The organism is Streptomyces sp. JLBJ103 (assembly GCF_058215575.1).
This window is the reverse complement of sequence record NZ_CM177089.1, coordinates 5,097,158-5,120,139: the sequence shown is the minus strand read 5'-3', so window position 1 is coordinate 5,120,139 and position 22,982 is coordinate 5,097,158. Positions and strand designations below refer to the sequence as shown.

Annotated in this window: 18 protein-coding genes; 8 read left to right on the top strand and 10 right to left on the bottom strand. The window is 71.1% G+C overall.

Annotated features, from left to right (window positions below; genetic code table 11):
* Window position 1: 1 nt before the first annotated feature.
* Together AC4BEG_RS22580 and AC4BEG_RS22575 are read left to right on the top strand one after the other, a co-directional pair.
* Entirely contained in the window at window positions 2–1,957 is a 1,956-nt protein-coding gene (locus AC4BEG_RS22580; protein WP_490701566.1) for a fumarate reductase/succinate dehydrogenase flavoprotein subunit, read from the top strand.
* Window positions 1,954–2,709 (top strand): succinate dehydrogenase/fumarate reductase iron-sulfur subunit, encoded by a 756-nt coding sequence (locus tag AC4BEG_RS22575; protein ID WP_490701565.1) that lies wholly within the window; start codon window positions 1,954–1,956, stop codon window positions 2,707–2,709. The genes AC4BEG_RS22580 and AC4BEG_RS22575 overlap by 4 nt, the downstream gene beginning before the upstream one ends.
* On the opposite strand, the gene AC4BEG_RS22570 is transcribed toward AC4BEG_RS22575, so the two are convergent.
* Window positions 2,684–4,264, bottom strand: coding sequence for a PH domain-containing protein (locus tag AC4BEG_RS22570; RefSeq protein ID WP_490701564.1), 1,581 nt, complete (start codon window positions 4,262–4,264; stop codon window positions 2,684–2,686). The genes AC4BEG_RS22575 and AC4BEG_RS22570 overlap by 26 nt on opposite strands.
* On the bottom strand, window positions 4,261–4,764 hold the full coding sequence (locus AC4BEG_RS22565; RefSeq protein ID WP_490701563.1) for a PH domain-containing protein: 504 nt from the start codon (window positions 4,762–4,764) through the stop codon (window positions 4,261–4,263). Before AC4BEG_RS22565 ends, AC4BEG_RS22570 begins: the two co-directional genes overlap by 4 nt.
* Before the next feature lie 100 nt (window positions 4,765–4,864).
* Here AC4BEG_RS22565 and AC4BEG_RS22560 point away from each other — a divergent pair, with 100 nt between their 5' ends.
* Window positions 4,865–5,470 (top strand): TetR/AcrR family transcriptional regulator, encoded by a 606-nt coding sequence (locus tag AC4BEG_RS22560; protein ID WP_490701562.1) that lies wholly within the window; start codon window positions 4,865–4,867, stop codon window positions 5,468–5,470.
* A 47-nt stretch (window positions 5,471–5,517) separates the two neighbouring features.
* On the opposite strand, the gene AC4BEG_RS22555 is transcribed toward AC4BEG_RS22560, so the two are convergent.
* From AC4BEG_RS22555 to iolC, 8 genes are all read right to left on the bottom strand, one after another.
* On the bottom strand, window positions 5,518–7,599 hold the full coding sequence (locus AC4BEG_RS22555; protein ID WP_490701561.1) for an FUSC family protein: 2,082 nt from the start codon (window positions 7,597–7,599) through the stop codon (window positions 5,518–5,520).
* A gap of 58 nt (window positions 7,600–7,657) precedes the next feature.
* Window positions 7,658–8,119, bottom strand: a complete 462-nt coding sequence (locus AC4BEG_RS22550; protein WP_490701560.1) for a hypothetical protein — start codon at window positions 8,117–8,119, stop codon at window positions 7,658–7,660.
* Window positions 8,120–8,200: 81 nt separating this feature from the next.
* Entirely contained in the window at window positions 8,201–10,909 is a 2,709-nt protein-coding gene (locus AC4BEG_RS22545) for a type 1 periplasmic-binding domain-containing protein (RefSeq protein WP_490701559.1), read from the bottom strand.
* 141 nt (window positions 10,910–11,050) lie between these two features.
* Complete coding sequence (locus AC4BEG_RS22540) at window positions 11,051–12,544, bottom strand: CoA-acylating methylmalonate-semialdehyde dehydrogenase (protein ID WP_490701558.1); 1,494 nt, start codon at window positions 12,542–12,544, stop codon at window positions 11,051–11,053.
* Between the two features lie 25 nt (window positions 12,545–12,569).
* Window positions 12,570–14,456, bottom strand: a complete 1,887-nt coding sequence (iolD, locus tag AC4BEG_RS22535) for a 3D-(3,5/4)-trihydroxycyclohexane-1,2-dione acylhydrolase (decyclizing) (RefSeq protein WP_490701557.1) — start codon at window positions 14,454–14,456, stop codon at window positions 12,570–12,572.
* On the bottom strand, window positions 14,453–15,358 hold the full coding sequence (gene iolB / locus AC4BEG_RS22530) for a 5-deoxy-glucuronate isomerase (protein WP_490701556.1): 906 nt from the start codon (window positions 15,356–15,358) through the stop codon (window positions 14,453–14,455). Before iolB ends, iolD begins: the two co-directional genes overlap by 4 nt.
* Window positions 15,359–15,449: 91 nt before the next feature.
* On the bottom strand, window positions 15,450–16,328 hold the full coding sequence (locus tag AC4BEG_RS22525; RefSeq protein ID WP_490701555.1) for a Cgl0159 family (beta/alpha)8-fold protein: 879 nt from the start codon (window positions 16,326–16,328) through the stop codon (window positions 15,450–15,452).
* Between the two features lie 241 nt (window positions 16,329–16,569).
* Window positions 16,570–17,517 carry a 5-dehydro-2-deoxygluconokinase gene (gene iolC, locus AC4BEG_RS22520; protein WP_490701554.1) on the bottom strand — a complete coding sequence of 316 codons (948 nt, stop codon included), beginning with the start codon at window positions 17,515–17,517 and terminating at the stop codon, window positions 16,570–16,572.
* A gap of 280 nt (window positions 17,518–17,797) precedes the next feature.
* Here iolC and AC4BEG_RS22515 point away from each other — a divergent pair, with 280 nt between their 5' ends.
* From AC4BEG_RS22515 to AC4BEG_RS22495, 5 genes are all read left to right on the top strand, one after another.
* On the top strand, window positions 17,798–18,808 hold the full coding sequence (locus AC4BEG_RS22515) for a sugar ABC transporter substrate-binding protein (protein WP_490701553.1): 1,011 nt from the start codon (window positions 17,798–17,800) through the stop codon (window positions 18,806–18,808).
* Window positions 18,809–18,815: 7 nt separating this feature from the next.
* The gene (locus AC4BEG_RS22510; RefSeq protein ID WP_490701552.1) at window positions 18,816–19,886 is read left to right on the top strand and encodes an ABC transporter permease; all 1,071 of its coding nucleotides are present in this window, start codon (window positions 18,816–18,818) and stop codon (window positions 19,884–19,886) included.
* A 5-nt stretch (window positions 19,887–19,891) separates the two neighbouring features.
* Window positions 19,892–20,752 carry an ATP-binding cassette domain-containing protein gene (locus AC4BEG_RS22505; protein WP_490701551.1) on the top strand — a complete coding sequence of 287 codons (861 nt, stop codon included), beginning with the start codon at window positions 19,892–19,894 and terminating at the stop codon, window positions 20,750–20,752.
* A gap of 187 nt (window positions 20,753–20,939) precedes the next feature.
* Entirely contained in the window at window positions 20,940–21,860 is a 921-nt protein-coding gene (locus tag AC4BEG_RS22500; protein ID WP_201875492.1) for a sugar phosphate isomerase/epimerase family protein, read from the top strand.
* 63 nt (window positions 21,861–21,923) lie between these two features.
* Complete coding sequence (locus tag AC4BEG_RS22495) at window positions 21,924–22,943, top strand: Gfo/Idh/MocA family protein (protein WP_490701550.1); 1,020 nt, start codon at window positions 21,924–21,926, stop codon at window positions 22,941–22,943.
* The last annotated feature ends 39 nt before the right edge of the window (window positions 22,944–22,982 follow it).

Sequence of the window (22,982 nt, the reverse complement as noted above, 5' to 3'; positions counted from 1 at the left end):
GATGAGTGCCTACACCGACTACCGGACCGGTGCGCCGATCGCCGACACCGCGGCGCCGGACGGTCCGATCGAGGAGCGCTGGAACCGCCGCCGCTTCGAGGCGAAGCTGGTCAACCCGGCCAACCGCCGTGGCTACAAGGTCATCGTCGTCGGCACCGGGCTGGCGGGCGGCGCGGCCGGGGCCACCCTGGCCGAACAGGGCTACCAGGTGGTGCAGTTCTGCTACCAGGACTCACCGCGCCGGGCGCATTCCATCGCCGCCCAGGGCGGGATCAACGCCGCCAAGAACTACCGCAACGACGGCGACTCCATCCGCCGGCTGTTCTACGACACCGTCAAGGGCGGTGACTTCCGGGCCCGCGAGTCCAATGTGCACCGGCTCGCCGAGGTGTCGGTGGAGATCATCGACCAGTGTGTGGCCCAGGGCGTGCCGTTCGCCCGGGAGTACGGCGGGCTGCTGGACACCCGCTCGTTCGGCGGGGTGCAGGTCTCCCGTACCTTCTACGCCCGCGGCCAGACCGGACAGCAGCTGCTGCTCGGCGCGTACCAGGCGCTGTCCCGGCAGATCGCCGCGGGCCGGGTGGAGATGCACGCCCGGACCGAGATGCTCGATCTGATCGTGATCGAGGGACGGGCCCGCGGCATCGTGGCCCGGGATCTGATCACCGGGCAGATATCCACCCATCTCGCCGACGCCGTGGTGCTCGCCTCCGGCGGCTACGGCAATGTCTTCTACCTGTCGACGAACGCCAAGAACTCCAACGCCACCGCGATCTGGCGGGCGCACCGGCGCGGCGCCTACTTCGCCAACCCCTGCTTCACCCAGATCCACCCCACCTGTATCCCGCGCTCCGGCAGCCACCAGTCGAAGCTGACGCTGATGAGCGAGTCGCTGCGCAACGACGGCCGGATCTGGGTGCCGAAGGCGAAGGGCGACACCCGGCGGCCGGAGGAGATCCCGGAGCACGAGCGCGACTACTACCTGGAGCGGATCTATCCGGCGTTCGGCAATCTGGTGCCGCGTGACATCGCCTCCCGCGCCGCGAAGAACGTCTGCGACGAGGGGCGCGGGGTCGGTCCCGGCGGCCAGGGGGTCTATCTGGACTTCGCCGACGCCATCGCCCGGATGGGGCGCGCGGCGGTGGCGGAGAAGTACGGCAATCTCTTCGAGATGTACGAGCGGATCACCGCCGAGGATCCGTACCGGGTCCCGATGCGGATCTATCCCGCGATCCACTACACGATGGGCGGGCTGTGGGTCGACTACGACCTCCAGACCACCGTGCCCGGTCTGTTCGCGATCGGCGAGGCCAACTTCTCCGACCACGGCGCCAACCGGCTCGGTGCCTCGGCCCTGATGCAGGGGCTGGCGGACGGCTACTTCGTGCTTCCGGCCACCATCAACGACTATCTGGCCCGCCATCCCCACGGCGAGACCGCCGAGGCCGACCCGGCCCATCCGGCGGTGACCGGGGCGGTGGTGGAGGTGTCCGAGCGGCTGCGCCGGCTGCTGGAGAACAAAGGCGACCGCACCCCCGACTCCTTCCACCGGGAGCTGGGCGAACTGCTGTGGGACGAGTGCGGGATGGCCCGCACCGAGAGCGGACTGCGCAAGGCGCTGGACCGTATCCCCGCGCTGCGCGAGGAGTTCTGGCGCCGGATCAAGGTGCCGGGCAGCGGTGCGGAGCTGAACCAGTCGCTGGAGAAGGCCAACCGGATCGTCGACTATCTGGAGCTCGCCGAGCTGATGTGCCTGGACGCACTGCACCGCGAGGAGTCCTGCGGCGGCCACTTCCGGGAGGAGAGCCAGACGAACGACGGCGAGGCGGCGCGGCGGGACGAGACGTTCTCGTACGCGGCGGCCTGGGAGTTCACCGGCACCGGCGGCGCGCCCGTACTCCACCGCGAAGAGCTGGTCTTCACTGACGTCCACCCCACCCAACGGAGCTACGCATGAGGCTCACCCTGCGGATCTGGCGCCAGGGCGGCCCCGAGGAGCCGGGCGCCCTGACCACCTACGAGGTCGACGGCATCTCGCCCGAGATGTCCTTCCTGGAGATGCTCGACACCCTCAACGAGGAGCTGATCCTCAGCGGGTACGAGCCGGTCGCCTTCGACCACGACTGCCGCGAAGGCATCTGCGGCGCCTGCGGCATGGTGATCAACGGGCAGGCACACGGGCCCGAGCGCACCACCACCTGTCAGCTCCATATGCGGCACTTCGCGGACGGCGACACCATCGATGTCGAGCCCTGGCGCGCCGCCGCGTTCCCAGTGGTCAAGGATCTGGTGGTGGACCGGTCGGCGTTCGACCGGATCATCGGCTCGGGCGGGTTCATCTCCACGCCGACCGGCAGCGCCCCGGAGGCCCATGCCACCCCGGTGCCCAAGCCGGTGGCGGACCTCGCCTTCGAGCACGCCGAGTGCATCGGGTGCGGGGCCTGTGTGGCCGCCTGCCCCAATGGCTCGGCGATGCTCTTCACCTCGGCGAAGGTGGTCCATCTCAACGCGCTGCCACAGGGGGCGCCGGAGCGCGAGTCCCGGGTGCTGGACATGGTGGAGACGATGGACGAGGAGGGCTTCGGCGGCTGCACCAACACCGGTGAATGCGCCGTGGCCTGCCCCAAGGGGATTCCGCTCCAGTCCATTTCACGGATGAACCGGGAGTTCCTGCGGGCGAGCCTCAAGGGCGGCGGCCGGGCGGACTGAGCGCGTCCGCCCGCCCGTCCCCGCCCCCGTCCCCGCTCGTGTCCTCTGGCGTCACCAGGAATGCGTCGAGGATCCCGGGGGCAGCCGCGGCCGCGAAGGGCACGGCGTCCCCGGCCGCCATGTCCGGGGCGCGATAGCCGTCCTGGCCCGCCGCGACGGCGGCCGTCACGGTGGTGAGACCGGCCCGCCGGGACAGCGGGTTGTCGGTGAAGCTCCAGGCGAGCACGGCGTCGCGCTCCAGCGCGACGGTGTCCCGGCTGAAGGTGCCCGAGCGGATCAGCAGATGACGGCCGGTCACCCCGTGGCCGAGGGAGCGGTGGGCGTCCCGGGCGAGCACCAGCACCACGGGCGTGGCCAGCAGGGCGTAGCCGAGCGCGCAGTACAGCAGCACCGGGGTGAGCAGCGCGCCGAGCACGGCGAGGGCGGCGGTGCCGGGCAGGACGACCCAGATGATCCCGCGGCTGATCCGGCGGCGGTGGGCGGCGGCGGGGTGGGGGCGCAGCGTGGGCCGGTCGAAGAGGGTCCGGGCGTCGCCGCCGGATCCGTGATCCAGCACTCCGGCGGCCACCCGCAGCGCCTCGGCGCGGGGCGCGGGCGGCAGCACCTGGCTGCGCTTGCAGTTCTCCTCCCGGCTGCCGAGTCCGCCCGCGACGGCCCGTACGGTGGCTCCGCCGCCCATGCGCAGCAGCAGGGGTTCGCGGAGCACCGCACCGCGCAGCCGGGAGCGTTCGAAGGAGACCGAGCGGGTGGTGAGCAGTCCGCGGCGGACCCGCAGGGTGCTCGCGTCCGTCCACTCCAGGCGGTACTTCCACCAGTTCTCGGCGTACAGCGCGACCGCGCCGAGGCTGCCGACAGCGGCGATCCCGAGCAGGGCGAGCGGCACGGTGAGCCACAGCGCGCTGTTGCCGAACTCCTCGAAGGCGTCCCGGACCACCCCGATCCGCCAGGGCTCGACGCCGATGTCGCTGAGCACCCGCCAGACGGTGCCGAGGACGGCGAAGACCCCACCGAAGATCCAGAAGGTGAGCGGGGCGTAGCGCAGCCAGCGCCGGTCCACGGTGGCGAGCACCGGCTCCCCGGCGGTGGCCGTGCTCCCGGCGCGGGCCAGCAGTTCGGCGCGCAGCCGCTCGGCGGCGGGGCGGGTGAGCGCTTCCAGGGTCAGCGCGCCGTCGGCCGTGGTACCGGCGCGCAGCACGGTGAGGCCGAAGAGCCGCTGGACGGGATGGGCGGTCAGATCGACATTGCGGATACGGCGCAGCGGGATGGCGCGCAGCCGCCGGGTGAACAGCCCGGTGCGCAGTTCGAAGGCGTCGGCGGTGATCCGGTAGCGGGTGCGCCACCAGCGCAGCACCCCACCGGTGGTGACAACGGCGAAGCTCGCGGCGATACAGCCGAGGGTGATCCAGGCGCGGGCGTCCAGCCGTCCGTGGGTGGCCAGGGCGGTGAGCCCGAGGGAGCCGAGCGGGGCGGCCATCCAGCTGAGGTGGACGGCGACGGTGCGCGGATCGAGGGGGCGCCACTCCGGCACCGGGGCGGTGGGGGCGGTGCCGTTCACGCGGCATCACCGGGCACCAGCTGGGCGGCCTCGCCGATCCGGCGCGAGAGCTCCTCGGCGTCGGCGTCGGACAGGCCCGCGATCCGGATGTCGCCCGCGGTGGAGGCGGTGGTGACGGTGACGGTGGCAAGGCCGAACGCCCGCTGGACCGGGCCGCGCACGGTGTCCACGGTCTGCACCCGGGAGAGCGGGGCGATCCGCCGGGTGCGCCAGAACCAGCCACCGGCCGCGTAGACGGCGCGGTCTCCCAGTTCCCAGGCGTGCACCGCGTACCGCCACTTGGGCATGAACCACAGATAGCCGAGGCCGGGCAGTACCAGGACGGCCAGCAGCAGCGGGCCGAGCCAGGGCAGCGCGCCCGGGAAGAAGAGCAGTGAGAGGACGGTCAGGGTCAGGGCGGTGAGCAGCGCCGGGCCACTGAAGACGAGCAGGGCCTGCACGGTCCACCAGCGGCGGGCTCGAGGGTCGACTCGGTGGCGCGGCGGCCTGAGTTCGGGCATCGCGGTTCCCCGTAAACTTTTTCAAGTCAGCTGTATTGAACGGGACTACTATAGCAATACAAGTGACTTGCCAAAACCGTCATGCGGGAAGGACCACGGGGTGCCCAAGCGGGTGGATCATGAAGAGCGGCGCAGACTGATCGCCGAGGCGCTGTGGCGGATCGCGGCCGCCCGCGGCCTGGAGGGCGCGAGCCTGCGCGATGTCGCCGCCGAGGCGGGGATCTCACTCGGTCAGTTGCAGCACTACTTCACCAGCAAGGACGAGATGCTGAGCTTCGCGCTCGAGCACATCGGGGAGCTCGCCGGGCAGCGGATCCGCGGCCGGATCGAGGCGCTGCCGGGCGAGCCGACCCCGCGCACCGTGCTGCGCGAAACGCTCGCCGAGATGCTGCCGCTGGACGAGAACAGCCGGATCGGCCAACGGGTGCAGATCGCCTACTTCGTCCGGGCGCTCTACGACGAGCGGCCGCGCGCCCACGCCCGGGAGGGCAACCGTGCGCTGCGTGCCTTCCTCGCCGGACAGGTGGCACGGGGCGTCGAACGGGGCGAGGTGGCCGCCGACCTGGACCCGGAGCGTGAGGCGTCCCTGCTGATGGGCCTGGTCGAAGGGGTGTCCGGGCACACCCTGATGGAGCTGCACACCCCCGAGGAGGCCATGGGGCTGATCGAACTGCATCTGGAGCGGCTGTTCAGCGGTCCGGCCTGACCACGGCTCAACCACGCACGGCTCAACCACGCACGGCGCGGCACGGCTCAGCCGCGGCTCGGCTTGGCCACCGTCAGCGCCTCCGCCAGCTCCTCCAGGGCCTCCACCAGCAGCTCGGCGCCGCGCACCGCCACCCCGGGCCGGTCCCCGGCCCTCCGCTGCCAGCGCTCCAGCACCTCCCGCAGCGGCTCCCAGTCCGGCGGACGCCGCTCCCGTACCGCGGCAGCGGCCTCCGGCACCGCCGTACGCAGCGCCGCGGCGAACTCCCCGGCCTCCGCGGACGGTGGCGCGGCGCGGTCCGGAAGGTGGGCCTCCAGCAGCATGGTGACCCGTCCCGTGGTGGACAGCGCCGCCTGTGCCTCCCGCGCCGCCCGCCGGGACAGTCCGCGGTGGCGCACCGGCTCCCGCTGGGCCCGCGCCTCCAGCTGTTCCCAGGCGGCCCGCGCCGCCCGCGCGTCCAGCAGCGCCTCGCGCACCTGGCGGGGGCGGCGGTCGGCGGGGCGGGCGTGAGCGTCGAACACGGCGGTGGCGTAACGGCCGTTGGCGGTCAGCCAGTCCGCCAACCGGTCCCGCAGCAGCGGTGTCTCCCAGGCCGGGAAGACCACGTACGCGGCCATCGCCAGCACCCCGCCCAGCAGGGTCAGCGCCACCCGCGCCTGCACCGTCTGCCCCCAGGCCGCGCCCGCGATGCCGAGCAGAAAGACCACATAGGCGCCGATGCACGCGGAGGCCACGATGAAACCGGTGCGCATCAGCAGATACAGCGAGCCCACACACACCACCGCCAGCAGCGCGCTCACCCAGGGGGCGGGGTCGGCCAGCGCCACCACCACTCCGGCGACCAGCACCCCCGCCAGCGTTCCGGTGAAACGGGCCACCCCGCGCGAGAAGGTCTGGCCGAAATCGGGCCGCAGCACCATCACCGAGGTCAGCGGCGCCCAGTAGCCATGGCCCCAGGGCAGCGCGCTGCCCAGCAGATAGCCGCCCACGGCGACCACGGAGACCCGCACCGCGTGCCGGGAGACGGGTGAGGACCAGCGGGTCTCCCGGCGCAGAGCGCGCCAGGCCACCCGCACCATGCCGACGGCCGTGGGGCGCGGCAGATAGCGGCGGTCCCGGCCGCCGTCGGCGGTCATCGTCTCGACCGGTTCGTCCGAGGACTCCACCACGTCGTTCACCAGCGCCATCAGCCGCAGTGCGGCGCGGCGGGCGGCGCCGTCCAGCTTGGGGCCGGTCGGCGGCACCTCCAGCACCGCCATCGCCTCCGGCGGCAGCCGTACCGGTACGCCCTTGCGGATTGCGTGGGCCACGGCGTCCAGCACGGTGGCGGTGGCGCCCAGCAGTTCCCGCGCCCGGTCACGCTCGGGTCCCTCGGCCGCGGCGCCGACCACCGGGTCGGCGAGCGACGCCAGCACCGGCCGGATCCGCTCGGCCAGCAGCCGGTAGCCGCGCAGCTGGCGCGGCCGCCGCCGGGCCTGGCGGGGCGTCAGCGCGGCGGCGCTGCGGGCGTCCATCAGCGGGGTGGGGTCGAACGGCGCCACGGGGTCCTGGCGCAGCCGCCGGGCGTAGTCGGCGACGGCGGCGAGCGCGTCGGCCAGCGCGTCCCGCTGGACGCCCCACGGGCGCACCGGGAACAGCACGATCAGCGCGGCCTGGACGACCCCGCCCAGGCCGATCAGCGCGGCGTGCTCCAGGGCGCCCAGCAGCGAGGTGGGAAGAGTGACGGTCACCAGCATCACGGCGACCATCTGGGTCGCGACCAGCCCGGAGACCGGGCCGACCGCCCACGCCATCCCCGTCAGCAGCGTCCAGACGGCCAGCATGACCACGAAGGTGGCGGTGTGGGCGGCGGCCAGATAGCCCAGGAAGGTGCTCACCGCGAGACCGCCCGCGGCGGCCAGGGCCAGCGCGGGGCGCGGCCGCCAGCTGCGCTGGAAGGTGGCGATCCCGGCGGAGAACGCGCCGAACGCCGAGGAGACCGCGAGCGTCGGCGACCCCAGCCACAGGGTCAGCCCGATCACGATCGCCACCCCGCACGCACCGCGCAGCGCGACCAGCGGCTCCAGCCGGGTGCGTTCGATGGACAGCCCGTCGCGCGCGGTCTCCTTCAGCGCACGCGACCAGGTCATACGGCGAGACTACGGCCCCGGCCGGCGGAACCGGGCCCCGGTCCGGCCGGGGGCGCCATCAGCCCCCGGGCGTACCGCAGTCCACGTCGAGCAGCTCCATCGGGCGGCTGCCGTCGAGGTCGACGTAGGCGGTGAAGGACGAGGTGGTGGCTGGGTGGCCGCGCCAGTGGGTCGTGACCGTCGCCCAGCCGACCCGCGCGGACTGCGCCGTGGTCACCTCGCCGATGTCGATGCGCTTGGGGGTGTTCTGCGCGCACAGCAGCACGTCATAGCCGGGGTTCTGGTCGGCCTTCTCCTTCAGCTGGTCGGAGACCAGGTGCTCCCGCTCCCAGGGGCGCGGGCCGTGGTTGCCGTAGAAGCCCTCCAGAAAGTGGTGGATCTCCTCGGCGGTGTAGCGGTCGTTCGGGTCGGTCCTGGGGGTGTGCGCGGAGGCGGGCGCGCCGGCGGCGAGAACGAGTCCGAGGCCGAGCGCGGCTGTGCAGCCGCCGGTCACCACCGAGGAACGAAGCAGGCGAAGCATGAGAATTCCCCCTATTTGGGCCGTGCGCCCATTATTCGGGCGAGCACTCACACAGACCCATGAGGCGCTCTCATGGTTGTGTCAGCCGTCCCGCGGACAGTCGAACTCCCCGTGCGGCCCCCAGCGCTCGATCCGCCCCGCCGGATTGCGGGCGAACGCGCCGCAGTACAGCACCGGCCGGGAACCGTCCGCGGTATGGCGCAGGATGACCAGCGGCTTGTCCCGTGAGACGCCCCGGTCGCCCCGCTCGAAGTGCAGATAGCCACTGGCGCCTTGCTTCCGGACGCCGTTGTCCAGGCTGAGCTGCACATTCGAACGCCCCACGGTCTCCGTGCTCCGGTACGCGGTGTTCACGGCGGCGGCCATCAGCTGCATCGCGTCGTAGGCCAGAGCGGCCCGCCCGTCATTGCGCCACAGGTCGTGGCTGCCGAACACGTGCGCGTACTCGGCGTTGAACACCTGGGCGACATCGCTGGCCCGGGGATGGCCCGCGGGCAGCACATGCACCGTGTGGTACAGCCGCAGCCAGGGCCGGTCCGCATACTCCCCGGACAGCGCGGCGGTGGTGAGGTCGTTGCCCGCGAGCACCGTGAGCTTCCGGCCCTCACATGCGGTGTCATCCCCGAAGTCGTCGAGGAACGCGCTGAATTCGGCGGCCCGGGAGGCCCAGTAGACGACGGTACGGGGGGCTTCGATGATGCGCTCGCACACCGCGTCGGCCAGCTCACCGATGCTGTCCTTCACGACAACACGGTCGTCGCCCGGCATCTGGGCATGGCCCTTGTCCCGGCCGCCCGGGGTGTACTCCAAGGTGGCCGGGCGCCCGCCGAACCGCTGGGCGAACAGCCCGCCGATCTCCTGGCTGTACAGGTCCCGCGGATCCTTGACCACCACAGCGGCCTCGGCCGGGGTGCAGTTGCCCGAGCCGTCGTCCACGATGCGGCCCCGGTGCGCGAACGCGGCTTCGACCGCGGCCTCACGGCTGTTGATCGGCGCCACCCGGCGGTAATAATCACTCGCCTGCATCGCGTCGGCGGTGGCAGTGGTGCCGACCATGGGAATCCGCGCCTCGCCCAGGATCCGGACGGCGTCCTGTGTCTGCCTCAGGCTGTGGGAGAAGCCCACCACACCGATGATTCCGGAATTCTTCTTCCGCGCGTCCGCCACGATCTGCCGCGCGACTCGCTCCGCGTGGGCGAAATCGTCGCCGGCGGGACGGTTGACCACACGCAGCCACACCTTCCCGGGGTTGTTCTCCGCCTCCTTGTTCAGTGACCGCTGCGCGAGCGCGATCCCGCGCAGCTCGGGCACGGCGCCGTTGTACCGCTCCCCCTCCTGGTGACTGGCCACGTCCGCGCCGATGTGCACGACCGTGCGGACCGTACCGCCGCGCTCCCCGGCCTTCTGGTGCACCCGGGCGTTCTCCTCGTCGATCATCTGCGCGGCTTGCTCGTACTCCTGCCGGGGCGTGGAGTCGCTCGGCTGCGCCCGGCCGGTGACGGCCTCGCTGGAGGCCCCGCCCAGACAGGTGCGGTCCTCCTCGGTCGTGACCCGCTCGAAGAACCACACCCCCGGCACGCTCAGCAGAGCCGCCACCAGCGTCCCGGTCAGGGCCAGCTCGGCGGCGGGGGCGAACCGGAAGGTGCGCGGTGCGACGGGGGTGAGCTCCATTTCGTCCGGCGACGCCGACGGAGGCTCGGGCAGCACCGCCCGCAGCGGCTCCGGCGCCTCCGTCGGCAGCCCGGACGCCGCGCGCAGCCGGTCCGCCACACCGGCCAGGCTCCGGCGCTCACCCGCCGCCGCGCCATCGGCCGGAGCCACCGCGACGACCACGGCCGCCGCGCACCGGGTGTCCCGGGCGGCGGCCCCGTACCGCTGGAGGAAACGCTCCCCGGCCGCCACGCCGCCGCCTTCCCCGGGCAGCTCCAGCAGCACCGCGAACCGGGTCAGCCTCCGGCGCCGCCACGGCGAGATCCGGCCGGGCCGGGTCGCGCGCCGCAGATCGGTCAGCAACGCGCGCAGCAGCAGCTCCTCGAACCGGCCGACGCCCGCCTCCTGGCCCTGGCAGCGCTCGGAGCGGATCAGCCGCGCGGCATCACCGAAGAACTCCTCGGCGGTCCGACCATGGCTGATGCCCCGCCAGTCGGCGTACCACCCCCGCTTGCGGGAGCGCAGCAGCCTTCGGGTGCACCGGCGCCCCCACCACCACCGGGGCAGCAGCTGGAACAGCGGCTGAGCCAGGAACCGCTGAAGGTGTGCCAGCCAGCCCGGGGCCGACGCCCCGCCGTCGGCGCTCTGCCCGCCGAGCGCCCAGAGCGCCCGGAGAACGAGCCCCCGTTTGAGGCGCTCCGCGTAGGCATGGTCCCGCAGCCCGGTCGCGTCCGGCTCGGGCGCCTCCGGGTCCAGTGCCCGCTCCACGATGTCCCGGGCCAGCCAGAAGTCGGGCAGCCGCAGTCTCCCGGTGTGCCGCGGCACATCGGCCGCCAGCTCCCTGCCGAGGTCCAGACTCAGCGGCCGCTCCCCCGCGGCCTCGCGGATCTCATCGGCGCCGAGCATCGCGTACGGAACGCGCTTGGCGCCCTCGGGATACAGACACCAGCGCAGCCCCCGCACCACCCGGCCCGCCCGCGCCGCCGCGCGCTCGTCCTCACCCTCGCCCTCGCCCTCGACGAGCAGCAGGACGGGCGGGATCAGATCCCGGGCCGGTAACTTTCCGCCCTGGGGCACCACGGCGCTGCTGAACGCCTCGAGGAACTCCCGGGCCCCCTCTCCCCGTACAAAACCGTGCACGCTGCTTCCCCCGTATCCCCCCGGCTCGCGCTTGTGCCGCCTGATTGCCCGGCACCCACGACAGCGAAACCCCCCGCCGGACCAGGTCCGGCGGGGGGCCGTGAAACCACTCAGACGTGCGAATCTGCTGTCACATGCGTATCAGTGGTTGCTGGGGAAGCCCAGGTTGATACCACCGTCGCTGGGGTCGGGCCAGCGGGTGGTGACGACCTTGCCACGGGTGTAGAAGTGCACACCGTCGTTGCCGTAGATGTGGTGGTCGCCGAAGAGCGAGTCCTTCCAGCCACCGAAGGAGTGGTAGCCCACCGGCACCGGGATCGGTACGTTCACGCCGACCATGCCCGCCTCCACCTCCAGCTGGAAGCGGCGGGCGGCGCCGCCGTCCCGGGTGAAGATCGCGGTGCCGTTGCCCCAACGGGAGCTGTTGATCAGCTCGATGGCCTCGTCGTAGGTCTCGGCGCGGACCACGCACAGCACCGGGCCGAAGATCTCGTCGCGGTAGGCGTCGGCGGTGGTGGGCACCTTGTCCAGCAGTGAGACACCGATGAAGAAGCCGTCCTCATGGCCCTCGACGGTGTAGCCCGTACCGTCCACGACCACCTCGGCCCCCTGGGCCGCGGCCCCGTGCACATAGGAGGCGACCTTGTCGCGGTGCTCCTTGGTGATGAGCGGACCCATCTCCGAGGCCGGGTCGTTGCCGGGGCCGATGCGAAGCTTGGCAGCGCGGTCGGCGATCTTCTTCACCAGCTCATCGCCGGTGTTCCCGACGGCCACGACCACCGAGACCGCCATGCAGCGCTCACCGGCCGAGCCGTAGGCGGCGTTGATGGCGTTGTCCGCGGCGAAGTCCAGGTCGGCGTCGGGCAGCACCAGCATGTGGTTCTTGGCGCCGCCGAGCGCCTGCACCCGCTTGCCGTGCTCCACGGCCTTGGACTGGATGTACTGGGCGATCGGGGTGGAGCCCACAAAGCTGACGGCGGCGATGTCCGGGTGCTCCAGCAGCCGGTCGACGGCCACCTTGTCACCGTGGACGACGTTCAGCACGCCCTCCGGCAGCCCGGCCTCGGCGGCCAGCTCGGCCAGCAGGAGGGAGGTGGAGGGGTCCTTCTCGCTGGGCTTGAGGACGAAGGTGTTGCCGCAGGCGATGGCCACCGGGAACATCCACATCGGCACCATGGCCGGGAAGTTGAACGGGGTGATGCCCGCGACCACGCCGAGCGGCTGGCGGATCGAGGAGACGTCGACCCCGGTGGAGACCTGGGTGGACAGCTCGCCCTTGAGCTTCTCGGCGATCGAGCAGGCCAGCTCGACGATCTCCAGACCGCGGGCCACCTCACCCAGCGCGTCGGAGTGCACCTTGCCGTGCTCGGCGGTGATCAGCTCGGCCAGCTCATCGCGGTGGGCGACGACCAGTTCGCGGAACTTGTACAGGATCGCGGTCCGCTTGGCCAGGGAGGTCACGCTCCAGGAGCGGAACGCCTCCTTGGCCGCGGCTACCGCCGCGTCGACCTCGTCCACGGAGGCCAGGGCGACCTGGGTGTCCTGGGCGCCGGTGGCGGGGTTGTAAACCGGACCGAAGCGACCGGTCGCGCCCTCGACGGCCTTGCCGCCGATCCAGTGGTTGACGGTCTTCATGGGTGGGCCTTTCTCTCGAAAAACGTCAGAGGTGGCGGCGGCGGGCGGCGGCCTGCCGGTCGTAGTCCTCACGGGCCTTCACGGCGGCCGGACGCGTCGCGGTCTCGGCGACGGGCACATCCCACCACGCCTGTGCCTCAGGCGGGCTGGACACTGTGTCGGCTGTTTCGGTCTCCACATAGACACATGTGGGACGGTCCGAGGCGCGGGCCGCGGCCAGCGCCTCACGCAGCTCGCCCACGCTCCCCGCGCGCAGCACGTCCATGCCGAGCGAGGCGGCGTTGGCAGCCAGGTCCACCGGCAGCGGATCGCCGGTGTAGGTGCCGTCGGCCGCCCGGAAGCGGTAGGCGGTACCGAACCGCTCGGCGCCGATGCCCTCGGACAGGGCGCCGATGGAGGCGTAGCCGTGGTTCTGGAGCAGCACGATGTTGATGTTGATGCCCTCCTGGACCGCGGTGACGATCTCGGTCGGCATCATCAGATACGTACCGTCGCCCACCAGCGCCCACACCGGGCGGTCCGGGGCGGCCAGCCGCACCCCGATCGCGCCGGGGATCTCGTAGCCCATGCAGGAGTAGCCGTACTCCAGGTGGTACTGGCGGGGCGAGCGGGCGCGCCACAGCTTGTGGAGGTCCCCGGGGAGCGATCCGGCCGCGTTGATCACCACGTCCTCGTCGCCGACGAGCGCGTCCAGCGCGCCCAGCACCTGGGTCTGCGAGGGGCGCACCGCTTCGTCCTCGGCGGCGAACGCGGCGTCCACCCGGCGCTCCCAGGCGGTCTTGCCGGTGCGGTACTCCGCCTCGTAGGTCTCGTCCACCCGGTGGCCGGAGAGTTCGCGGGTGAGCGCCTCGAGCCCGGCGCGGGCGTCGGCCACCAGCGTGGTGGCGCTCAGCTTGTGGGCGTCGAACGGGGCGATGTTGAGATTGACGAAACGGACCGCGGGGTCGGCGAAGAGGGTCACGGAGGCGGTGGTGAAGTCGCTATAGCGGGTGCCGACGCCGATGACCAGGTCCGCGGTGCGGGCGAGGTCGTCCGCGACGGCGGTGCCGGTGTGCCCGATACCGCCGATGTCGGCCGGGTGGTCATGGCGCAGCGAGCCCTTGCCCGCCTGGGTGGAGGCGACCGGGATACCGGTGGCGTCGACCAGGGCGCGCAGGGCGTCCTCGGCCTCGCTGTGGTGGATCCCGCCACCGGCGACGATCAGCGGTCTGCGGGCGGACCGGATCGCCTGGGCGGCGACGGCCAGTTCGGCCGGATCGGCGGCCGGGCGGCGTACGTGCCAGACCCGGTCGGCGAAGAACTCCTCGGGCCAGTCGAAGGCTTCGGCCTGTACGTCCTGCGGCAGGGCGAGGGTGACCGCGCCGGTCTCGGCCGGGTCGGTGAGCACCCGCATGGCCGCCAGGGCGGCCGGGATCAGCGCCTCGGGGCGTACCACCCGGTCGAAGTAGCGGGAGACCGGGCGCAGACAGTCGTTGACCGACACATCGCCCGCGGAGGGGATTTCGAGCTGCTGGAGCACCGGGTCGGCGGGGCGGGTGGCGAAGGTGTCACCGGGCAGCAGCAGCACCGGCAGCCGGTTGACGGTGGCCAGCGCCGCGCCGGTGACCAGATTGGTGGCGCCGGGGCCGATGGAGGTGGTGACGGCCTGGGCGGCGAGCCGGTTGGACTGCCGGGCGAAGCCCACGGCCGCGTGGACCATGGCCTGTTCGTTGCGGCCCTGGAGGTACGGCATGGCCTCCGGACCGGACTCCAGGAGCGCCTGCCCGATCCCGGCCACATTGCCGTGGCCGAAGATGCCCCAGGTGGCGTCGATCAGGCGGTGCCGCTGTCCGTCCCGCTCGGTGTACTGGTGGGCCAGGAACTCCACCAGGGCCTGGGCGACGGTGAGACGGCGCACTGCCGAGGCGTTCATCGGGGGCCTCCATCGGGGGCTTCGTAGAGCGGGAGTCGGGGGTCGACGGGCTGGTCCGGCCAGGTGGAGCGGATCCAGGCGTGGTCGGGGTGGTCGCAGATGAGCCAGGCGCGCTCCTCCCCCGGGCCCGCCATGACGTTGAGGTAGTACATGTCGTGACCGGGGGCGGCGATGGACGGGCCGTGCCAGCCGTCCGGGATCAGAACGGCGTCACCGGAGCGGACCTCGGCCAGCACATCGGTGCCACGGCCGCGGCCGGAGGGCGAGACCCGCTGATAGCCGATGCCCTCACTGCCGTGGGCCTCGGCGATCTCGAAGTAGTAGATCTCCTCGAGCTCGCTCTCCTCGCCGGGGCGGCACTCGTCGTGCTTGTGCGGCGGGTACGAGGACCAGTTGCCGCCGGGGGTGAGCACCTCGACGGCGATCAGCTTGTCGCACTCGAAGACCCCAGCAGCGCCGAAGTTGTTGACCTGGCGCGAGCAGTTTCCGGTGCCGCGCAGTTCGACCGGTACGTCCTCGGCGGGGCCGTAGCGCGCGGGCAGCCGCCGCTCGCAGCGGGCGCCGGTGAGCGCGAACCGGCCGCCCGCGCCACTGGCGATCCGGGCGTGCGCGTCGCGCGGCAGATAGACGAAGTCGCTCACTCCACTGAACACGCTGTCCCGGCCGTGGAGTTCGAAAACCTCGCCCTCGGTGACCACGGTGCAGCCGCCGCTGAGCGGCAGCACGATCCACTCGCTGTCACCGGTGGCCAGGGAGTGCGAACCGCCGGGCGGCAGCTCGAGCACCCGCAGCGAGGAGTAACCCCATCCGGCCCGCTCGGGGCCGATGTCCACCAGGTAGGGACCGTCGGCCGCCTTACCGGCCTGGACATGGAAACCGGTCGAAGGATCGGTGCTGGTCATGACGTCTGTTTCTGCCTTTCCTCCAGGGGCGGGGCCCATGGTGCGGGGCGTTCGGCGCGAGGCGTTCGACGCGAGGCGTTCGGCGCGGTGTTCAGAGCAGTCCGACGGCGGTGTCCACGGCGGTCTCGACGCTGCCCTCCGCCGGGTAGAGCAGCGAGCGGCCGACGACCAGGCCCTGGACGGTCGGCAGCCGCAGAGCCTTGCGCCATCGCTCGTACGCCCCTTCCTGGTCCCTTCCCACCTCACCGCCGAGCAGTACCGCCGGAAGGGTGCTGGTTTCCATGACCGCGGCCATCTCGTCGGAGTCGTCGGTGACCGGCACCTTCAGCCAGGTGTAGGCGGAGGTCCCGGCGAGGCCGGAGGCGATGGCGATGGACTTGGTGACGGCCTCGGCGCCGAGATCGTTGCTGACCCGGCCGTCCGTCCGCCGGGATATGAATGGCTCGACGAAGACCGGCAGCCGGTGCTCGGCCATCTCGTCGATCGCGCGGGCGGTGCTGACCATGGTGGTCAGCGAGCCCGCGTCGGAGTAGTCGATGCGCAGCAGCAGCTTGCCCGCGTCGAAGCGGAGCCGGGCGAGGTCCTGGGGGCGGTGCCCGGTGAACCGGTCGTCCAGCTCGAAGGTGGCACCGGCCAGCCCGCCGCGGTTCATCGAGCCCATCACGACCTTGCCCTCGAGGGCGCCGAGCAGCAGCAGGTCCTCCAGGATGTCGGCGGTGGCGAGCACCCCGTCGACACCGGGGCGGGACAGCGCCGTGCACAGCCGCTCCAGCAGATCGACCCGGTTGGCCATGGCCAGCTTGTGGTCTCCGACGGCGAGTGCGCCGCGCGCCGGGTGGTCGGCGGCCACGATCATCAGCCGGCCGCTGTCACCGATCAGGGGACGGCGGGCCCGGCGGGCGGCCGCCTCGGCGATGGCCTCCGGGTGGCGGCTGCGCACCGTGACGAGGTCGGAGATGCTGATGCTCAAGGGGTGTTCCCTTCTATTTTTTTGGGGGGCTCGGCTCGCCGCCGGGGCGCTGAACCCCCTGTCGACGGTCGACCGTGCTCGGCCGCTCGTTCCTCGCGGCCTCCGCGCGCTCTCCCTTTCAACAGGGTCGCGCCCCTTTGGCTCGCTCGCCGGTAGGCCACAGAACCCGGAGCTCTGAGGCACCCCATGGGGCACCCTTGTTGGTCCACCGGGGGGACTCCGGAACTCCATGGCATGGTGGTCAGTCCCCGGACAGCAGGGCCTCGACCTCGGCCGCCGTGGGCATCGCGGAGGAGCAGGCGAGCCGGGACGCGACGAGGGCGCCCGCCACGTTGGCGTACCGCATGATCCGTTCCAGGTCCCAGCCGGAGAGCAGGCCGTGGCACAGGGCGCCGCCGAACGCGTCGCCCGCGCCGAGCCCGTTGACCACCTCCACCGGGACCGGAGGGACCTCGGCGGTGCTGCCGTCGCGGTGCACGGCGAGGACGCCCTTGGGTCCCTGTTTGACGACGGCCAGTTCAACGCCCGCCGCCAGCAGCGCCTCGGCGCAGGCGGTGGGTTCACGGACCCCGGTGGCGATCTCGCACTCGTCCACATTGCCGACGGCGACGGTGGCATGGCGCAGCGCCTCGGCGTAGAAGGGGCGGGCGGTGTCGGGGTCGCGCCAGAACATCGGCCGCCAGTCGAGGTCGAAGACGGTGGCACCGCTCCTGGCGCGGGCGGCCAGGGCGGCGAGGGTGCTGGTGCGGCTGGGTTCCTCGCTCAGACCGGTGCCGGTCATCCAGAAGATCCTTGCCGCGCGGATGGCGTCGAGGTCCAGTTCCCCGGGGTGGATTTCCAGATCGGGTGCCTTGGGGCGGCGGTAGAAGTACAGCGGGAAGTCGTCCGGCGGGAAGATCTCGCAGAACGTGATCGGGGTCGGATACTCCTCGACCGGGGTGACGAACCGGTCGTCCACCCCGAACGCCCGCAGCTCCTGGTGGATGTAGTCGCCGAAGGGGTCCGCCCCGGTGCGGCTGATGACCGCGGAGCGGCGGCCGAAGCGTGCGGCGGACACCGCGACATTGGTCGCCGAGCCACCGAGAAACTTTCCGAACGACTCGACCTGCGGCAGAGGGACACCGGTCTGGAGCGGATAGAGATCCACTCCGATCCGGCCCATCGTGATCAGGTCGTACGGCTCACTCATGCGTGCCCCTTCGGGAAAGACGCAGCTCAGGGTGGTGGTCCAGAGACACCGGACGGCGCCCGGCGCCTTCAGGTCTAAACGTGCTCCAGCCCCCGTGTCAAGACTTTGTCATTACATTCGGACGTGACACACAGGGCGGGTGGCAGGCGTTATCGCGTCGTTACGTCCAGATGAAATGTTGTCATGACAAACCCTTGACAGCCGATGGCCGGGAGGAGTTGGCTCCCGTTCTGCAACGGCCGTGTGAACAACGGTCCTGGCTTGAGAGGTGCTGGAACAGATGGACCTCAGAATCAACCGACGCCGCGGAGCGGGAATCGCCGCACTCGCCACCGCAACCGTCCTCCTCGCCGCGGGATGCAGCAGTCAAGGCGGCAAGAAGGCACAAGAATCCGGCGACGACATCACCGCCGGAAAGGCGAACACCCCCCGGCTGAAGATCGCCATGATCACTCATGCGGCACCGGGCGACACCTTCTGGGACACCGTCCGCAAGGGCGCCAAGGCCGCCGCCGCCAAGGACAACATCGACCTGGTCTACTCCAGCAACCCCAATGGCGCCGACCAGGCCAGCCTGATCCAGAACGCCATCGACCAGAAGGTCGACGGGATCGCCGTCACGCTGGCCAAGCCGGACGCGATGAAGGGCGCGATAGCCAAGGCCGAGAAGGCCGGGATCCCGGTCGTCGCCTTCAACGCGGGGCTTGAGCAGTGGAAGGACATGGGCATCCTGGAGTTCTTCGGGCAGGACGAGTCCATCGCCGGTGAGGCGTTGGGCAAGCGGCTGAACGAGGAGAAGTCCAAGCACAACATCTGCGTGATCCAGGAACAGGGCCATGTCGCCCTGGAGGCCCGGTGCGCGGGTGTGAAGAAGACCTTCAAGGGCAAGACGGACATCCTGTATGTCAACGGCACCGATATGCCGTCGGTGAAGTCCACCATCACCGCCAAGCTCAAGCAGGACTCCAGCATCGACCATGTGGTCACCCTGGGCGCCCCGTTCGCGCTGACCGCCGTGCAGTCCGCCGAGGAGGCGGGCGGCAAGGCCAAGGTCGCCACCTTCGACCTCAACAAGGACCTCGTCGCCGCCGTGAAGAGCGGGGATGTGCAGTTCGCCGTCGACCAGCAGCCCTATCTCCAGGGCTATCTGTCGATCGACTCCATGTGGCTCTACAAGTACAACGGCAACTTCAGCGGCGGTAGCCAGGAGCCGGTGCTGACCGGTCCGGCCTTCGTCGACAAGGACAACGTGGACACCATCGCGAAGTTCGCACAGAAGGGTACGCGGTGATCAAGCGATGACCCATACCGTCACGCCGGCGGCGGCAACGCCGCCGGCCTCCCCCGCCACGGGGCCGAAGAGCCGCACCGCCGAACGCTCGCTGGCCCGCCGGGCACTGGCCCGGCCGGAGATCGGCGCGCTGGTCGCGGCCATCGGCGTCTACGTCTTCTTCTTCGCCGTCGCCCCGACCTTCCGGCAGGCCGACTCCTTCGCAACCGTCCTCTATCAGGCGTCCACCATGGGCATCATGGCACTCGCCGTCTCCCTGCTGATGATCGGCGGCGAGTTCGATCTGTCGGCCGGTGTCGCCGTCACCTCCTCGGCGCTGGCCGCGTCCATGCTCAGCTTCCAGCTGACCACCAATGTCTGGGTGGGCGTGGGCGTCGCCCTGCTGGTGTCGCTCGGTGTGGGCCTGATCAACGGACTGCTGCTGATCCGGACCGGACTGCCCAGCTTCCTGGTCTCCCTCGCCAGCTTCCTGATGCTCCAGGGTGCCAACCTGGCCGTGACCAAGCTGCTGACCGGCAATGTCGCCACCGACACCATCAATGACATGGACGGCTTCGACCAGGCCAAGTCGGTCTTCGCCTCCGAGGTCCCCATCCTCGGTGTCGATGTGAAGGTGACCGTGTTGTGGTGGCTCGCCTTCGCGGCCATCGCCACCTGGGTGCTGCTGCGCACCAAGTTCGGCAACTGGATCTTCGCGGTGGGTGGTTCGAAGGAGAGCGCCCGTGCCGTCGGCGTACCGGTGAACCTCACCAAGATCGCGCTGTTTATGACCGTCGGCTTCGCCGCCTGGTTCGTCGGTATGCATCTGCTCTTCGAGTACAACACCGTGCAGGCGGGCGAGGGCGTCGGCAACGAGTTCTACTACATCATCGCGGCGGTGATCGGCGGCTGTCTGCTCACCGGCGGCTACGGCTCCGCGATCGGCGCGGTCCTGGGCGCCTTCATCTTCGGGATGGTCAACCAGGGCATCGTCTACGCCAACTGGAACCCCGACTGGTTCAAGTTCTTCGTGGGCGTGATGCTGCTGCTCGCGACGCTCGTCAATCTGTGGGTGCGCCGTCAGGCCGCCAGGAGGTGATCACCATGGCATCGAAGCACACCGCCGAGATCGGCGGGGCCGATGAGCCGGTCGTCCAGCTCAAGGGCGTCGGCAAGCTCTACGGCAACGTACGCGCCCTGGAGGGCATCGACCTCGACGTCCGGCCGGGCAAGGTGACCTGCGTCCTCGGCGACAACGGCGCCGGGAAGTCCACTCTGATCAAGATCGTGTCCGGGCTGCACCAGCACGACGAGGGCGAGTACCTCGTCGACGGCAAGCCGGTGCGGCTGAACAACCCGCGCGAGGCCCTGGACCTCGGCATCGCCACCGTCTACCAGGACCTGGCCACCGTGCCGCTGCTGCCGGTGTGGCGGAACTTCTTCCTCGGCTCCGAGCTGACCAAAGGCCCGTGGCCGTTCCGCCGCCTGGACATCGAGCGGATGAAGCGGACCACCGACGAGGAGCTGTCCGCCATGGGCATCCACCTCGACAACCTGGAACAGCCCATCGGCACCCTCTCCGGCGGCCAACGGCAGTCCGTGGCCATCGCGCGGGCCGTCCACTTCGGCGCCCGGGTGCTGATCCTGGACGAGCCCACCGCGGCGCTCGGCGTCAAGCAGTCGGGTGTGGTGCTCAAGTACATCGCGGCGGCGCGCGAGCGCGGGCTCGGGGTCATCTTCATCACCCACAATCCGCACCACGCCTACATGGTCGGCGACCACTTCTCGGTACTCCGGCTGGGTGCCCTGGAGATGAACGCCGCGCGCGAGGACGTCAGCCTCGAGGAGCTGACCAACCACATGGCCGGTGGCGCCGAACTGGCCGCCCTCAAGCACGAGCTCTCCCAGGTCCGCGGGGTCGATGTGGAGGAGCTGCCGGAGGTCGTGAACACGCCCGGCTCCTGAGCCGCCCCTCTGATCGCCGTCTGACATGACGTCCGAATGTCCTGACGAACCCTTGACGACCGCCCGCCCGTCGCGTGAAGCTGCCCAAAACAGTACGACACGGGCACCCGATCCTCGATCGAGCACAGGAATCCGCACCGCCCCCCTTCCCCGGTCGCCCATGACCGGCGAGAGGAGACCCTCCCCCATGACTGCCGCCGCCTCTCCCGTACCCGCCCTGGACCGCATCCGGGTCGGCTCGGCCCCCGACTCGTGGGGGGTGTGGTTCCCCGACGACGAGCAGCAGGTCCCCTGGCAGCGCTTCCTCGACGAGGTCGCGGAGGCCGGTTACTCCTGGATCGAGCTGGGCCCGTACGGCTATCTGCCGACCGATCCGGCCCGGCTCACCGAGGAGACCACCCGCCGCGGGCTCACCGTCTCGGCGGGCACCGTCTTCACCTCACTCCACCGCGGACCCGACGTCTGGGACGCCACCTGGGCGCATGTCTCCCAGGTCGCCGAGCTGACCCAGGCGATGAACGCGAAGCACCTGGTGGTCATCCCCTCCTTCTGGCGGGATGACAAGACCGCCGAGATCATCGAGCCGGCGGAGCTGACCGCCGAGCAGTGGCGCCATCTGTCCACCGGGATGGAACGGCTCGGCCGGGAGGTGCGCGAGCGCTACGGGCTCGAGATCGTCGTCCATCCGCACGCCGACACCCACATCGACACCGAGGAGAACGTCGCCCGCTTCCTGGACGCGACCGACTCCGGTCTGGTCAACCTGTGCCTGGACACCGGGCACTACGCCTACTGCGGCGGCGACAGCGTCAAGCTCATCGAGACCTACGGCGAGCGCATCGGCTATCTCCACCTCAAGCAGGTGGACCCGGAGATCCTGGCCGACGTGGTGAAGAACGGGGTGCCGTTCGGCCCGGCCGTCCAGCGCGGGGTGATGTGCGAGCCGCCGAACGGGGTCCCCGCGCTCGGACCGGTCCTCACCGCCGCCCAGAAGCTGGATGTGGACCTGTTCGCCATCGTCGAGCAGGACATGTACCCCTGCCCACCCGACCAGCCGTTCCCGATCGCCGAGCGCACCCGCCGCTTCCTGCGCTCGTGCGGCGCCTGACACCCCCGTCCCGGCAGACCACAGCACCGGCGAGCAGACCGGCAGAAGGAGAAGAGACCGCATATGACCCAGCAGGGGACGCTCGGGATCGCCGTCATCGGGACGGGCAAGATGGGCGCCGACCATGTCCGCCGGATCAATGACGTCATCAGCGGCGCACGGGTGGCCGCCGTGGTCGACATCGACGAAGCGCGTGCCAAGGCGGTCGCCGACACCGCCGAGGGCTGCCGGGCGTTCACCGACCCGGCCGCGGCGATGGCCGCGCCGGGGGTGGACGCCGTACTGATCGCCTCCCCCGGCCCCGCACACGAGGCCGCGCTGCTCAGCGCGTTCGAGCGGGATCTTGCGGTGCTGTGCGAGAAGCCGCTCACTCCGGATTCGGCATCCGCGCTACGGGTCCTGGAGGCCGAGCAGAAGCTGGGCCACCGCCGGGTCCAGGTCGGCTTCATGCGCCGCTACGACTCCGAGTTCATGAAGCTCAAGGCGCTGCTGGCCACCGGCGAGCTGGGCCGTCCGCTGATGCTGCACTGCCGTCACCGCAATGCCTCGGTGCACTCGTACTTCACCACCGAGATGCTGATCAGCGACGCGGTGGTGCATGAGATGGACCAGTCGCGCTGGCTGCTGGAGCAGGAGATCACCGCGGTGACGGTGCTCAAGCCGACGCCCAGCGGATACGCGCCCGAGGGGCTCGGCGACCCCCAGTTGGTGATCTTCGAGACCAGCGGCGGTGCGCTGGTCAATGTCGAGATGTTCGCCAGCTGCGGTTTCGGCTACCAGGTGCAGGCCGAGGCGGTCTGTGAACGCGGCACCGCGCGGGTCGGCGACGCCCACGGCATGCTGGTCAACCGCCCCGGCACCTGGGGCGGCGAGATCGCCCCGGACTTCGTGGCGCGCTTCGAGGAGGCGTACGACCGGGAGGTGCAGACGTGGGTCGACGCCACCCGGCGCGGGGAGGTCGTGGGGCCCAGCACCTGGGACGGCTATGCCGCGGCCGCCGTCTGCGAGGCGGGGCTGCGGGCCCAGAAGACCGGTGAGCGCACGGCCGTGGAGATGATCGAGCGCCCCGCCCTGTACCGCTGACCCCCACCTCTGACCATCCGTCATCCTCTCCGACCATCC

What these genes read in the sequence shown, in the direction of transcription:
- AC4BEG_RS22575 (WP_490701565.1), top strand. Translation starts at nt 1,954, where the DNA reads ATGAGGCTCACCCTGCGGATCTGGCGCCAGGGCGGCCCCGAGGAGCCG.
- AC4BEG_RS22505 (WP_490701551.1), top strand. Translation starts at nt 19,892, where the DNA reads ATGGCATCGAAGCACACCGCCGAGATCGGCGGGGCCGATGAGCCGGTC.
- iolC (WP_490701554.1), bottom strand. Translation starts at nt 17,517, where the DNA reads ATGAGTGAGCCGTACGACCTGATCACGATGGGCCGGATCGGAGTGGAT.
- AC4BEG_RS22500 (WP_201875492.1), top strand. Translation starts at nt 20,940, where the DNA reads ATGACTGCCGCCGCCTCTCCCGTACCCGCCCTGGACCGCATCCGGGTC.
- AC4BEG_RS22495 (WP_490701550.1), top strand. Translation starts at nt 21,924, where the DNA reads ATGACCCAGCAGGGGACGCTCGGGATCGCCGTCATCGGGACGGGCAAG.
- AC4BEG_RS22540 (WP_490701558.1), bottom strand. Translation starts at nt 12,544, where the DNA reads ATGAAGACCGTCAACCACTGGATCGGCGGCAAGGCCGTCGAGGGCGCG.
- AC4BEG_RS22580 (WP_490701566.1), top strand. Translation starts at nt 2, where the DNA reads ATGAGTGCCTACACCGACTACCGGACCGGTGCGCCGATCGCCGACACC.
- AC4BEG_RS22515 (WP_490701553.1), top strand. Translation starts at nt 17,798, where the DNA reads ATGGACCTCAGAATCAACCGACGCCGCGGAGCGGGAATCGCCGCACTC.
- AC4BEG_RS22510 (WP_490701552.1), top strand. Translation starts at nt 18,816, where the DNA reads ATGACCCATACCGTCACGCCGGCGGCGGCAACGCCGCCGGCCTCCCCC.
- AC4BEG_RS22565 (WP_490701563.1), bottom strand. Translation starts at nt 4,764, where the DNA reads ATGCCCGAACTCAGGCCGCCGCGCCACCGAGTCGACCCTCGAGCCCGC.
- iolB (WP_490701556.1), bottom strand. Translation starts at nt 15,358, where the DNA reads ATGACCAGCACCGATCCTTCGACCGGTTTCCATGTCCAGGCCGGTAAG.
- AC4BEG_RS22555 (WP_490701561.1), bottom strand. Translation starts at nt 7,599, where the DNA reads ATGACCTGGTCGCGTGCGCTGAAGGAGACCGCGCGCGACGGGCTGTCC.
- AC4BEG_RS22550 (WP_490701560.1), bottom strand. Translation starts at nt 8,119, where the DNA reads ATGCTTCGCCTGCTTCGTTCCTCGGTGGTGACCGGCGGCTGCACAGCC.
- iolD (WP_490701557.1), bottom strand. Translation starts at nt 14,456, where the DNA reads ATGAACGCCTCGGCAGTGCGCCGTCTCACCGTCGCCCAGGCCCTGGTG.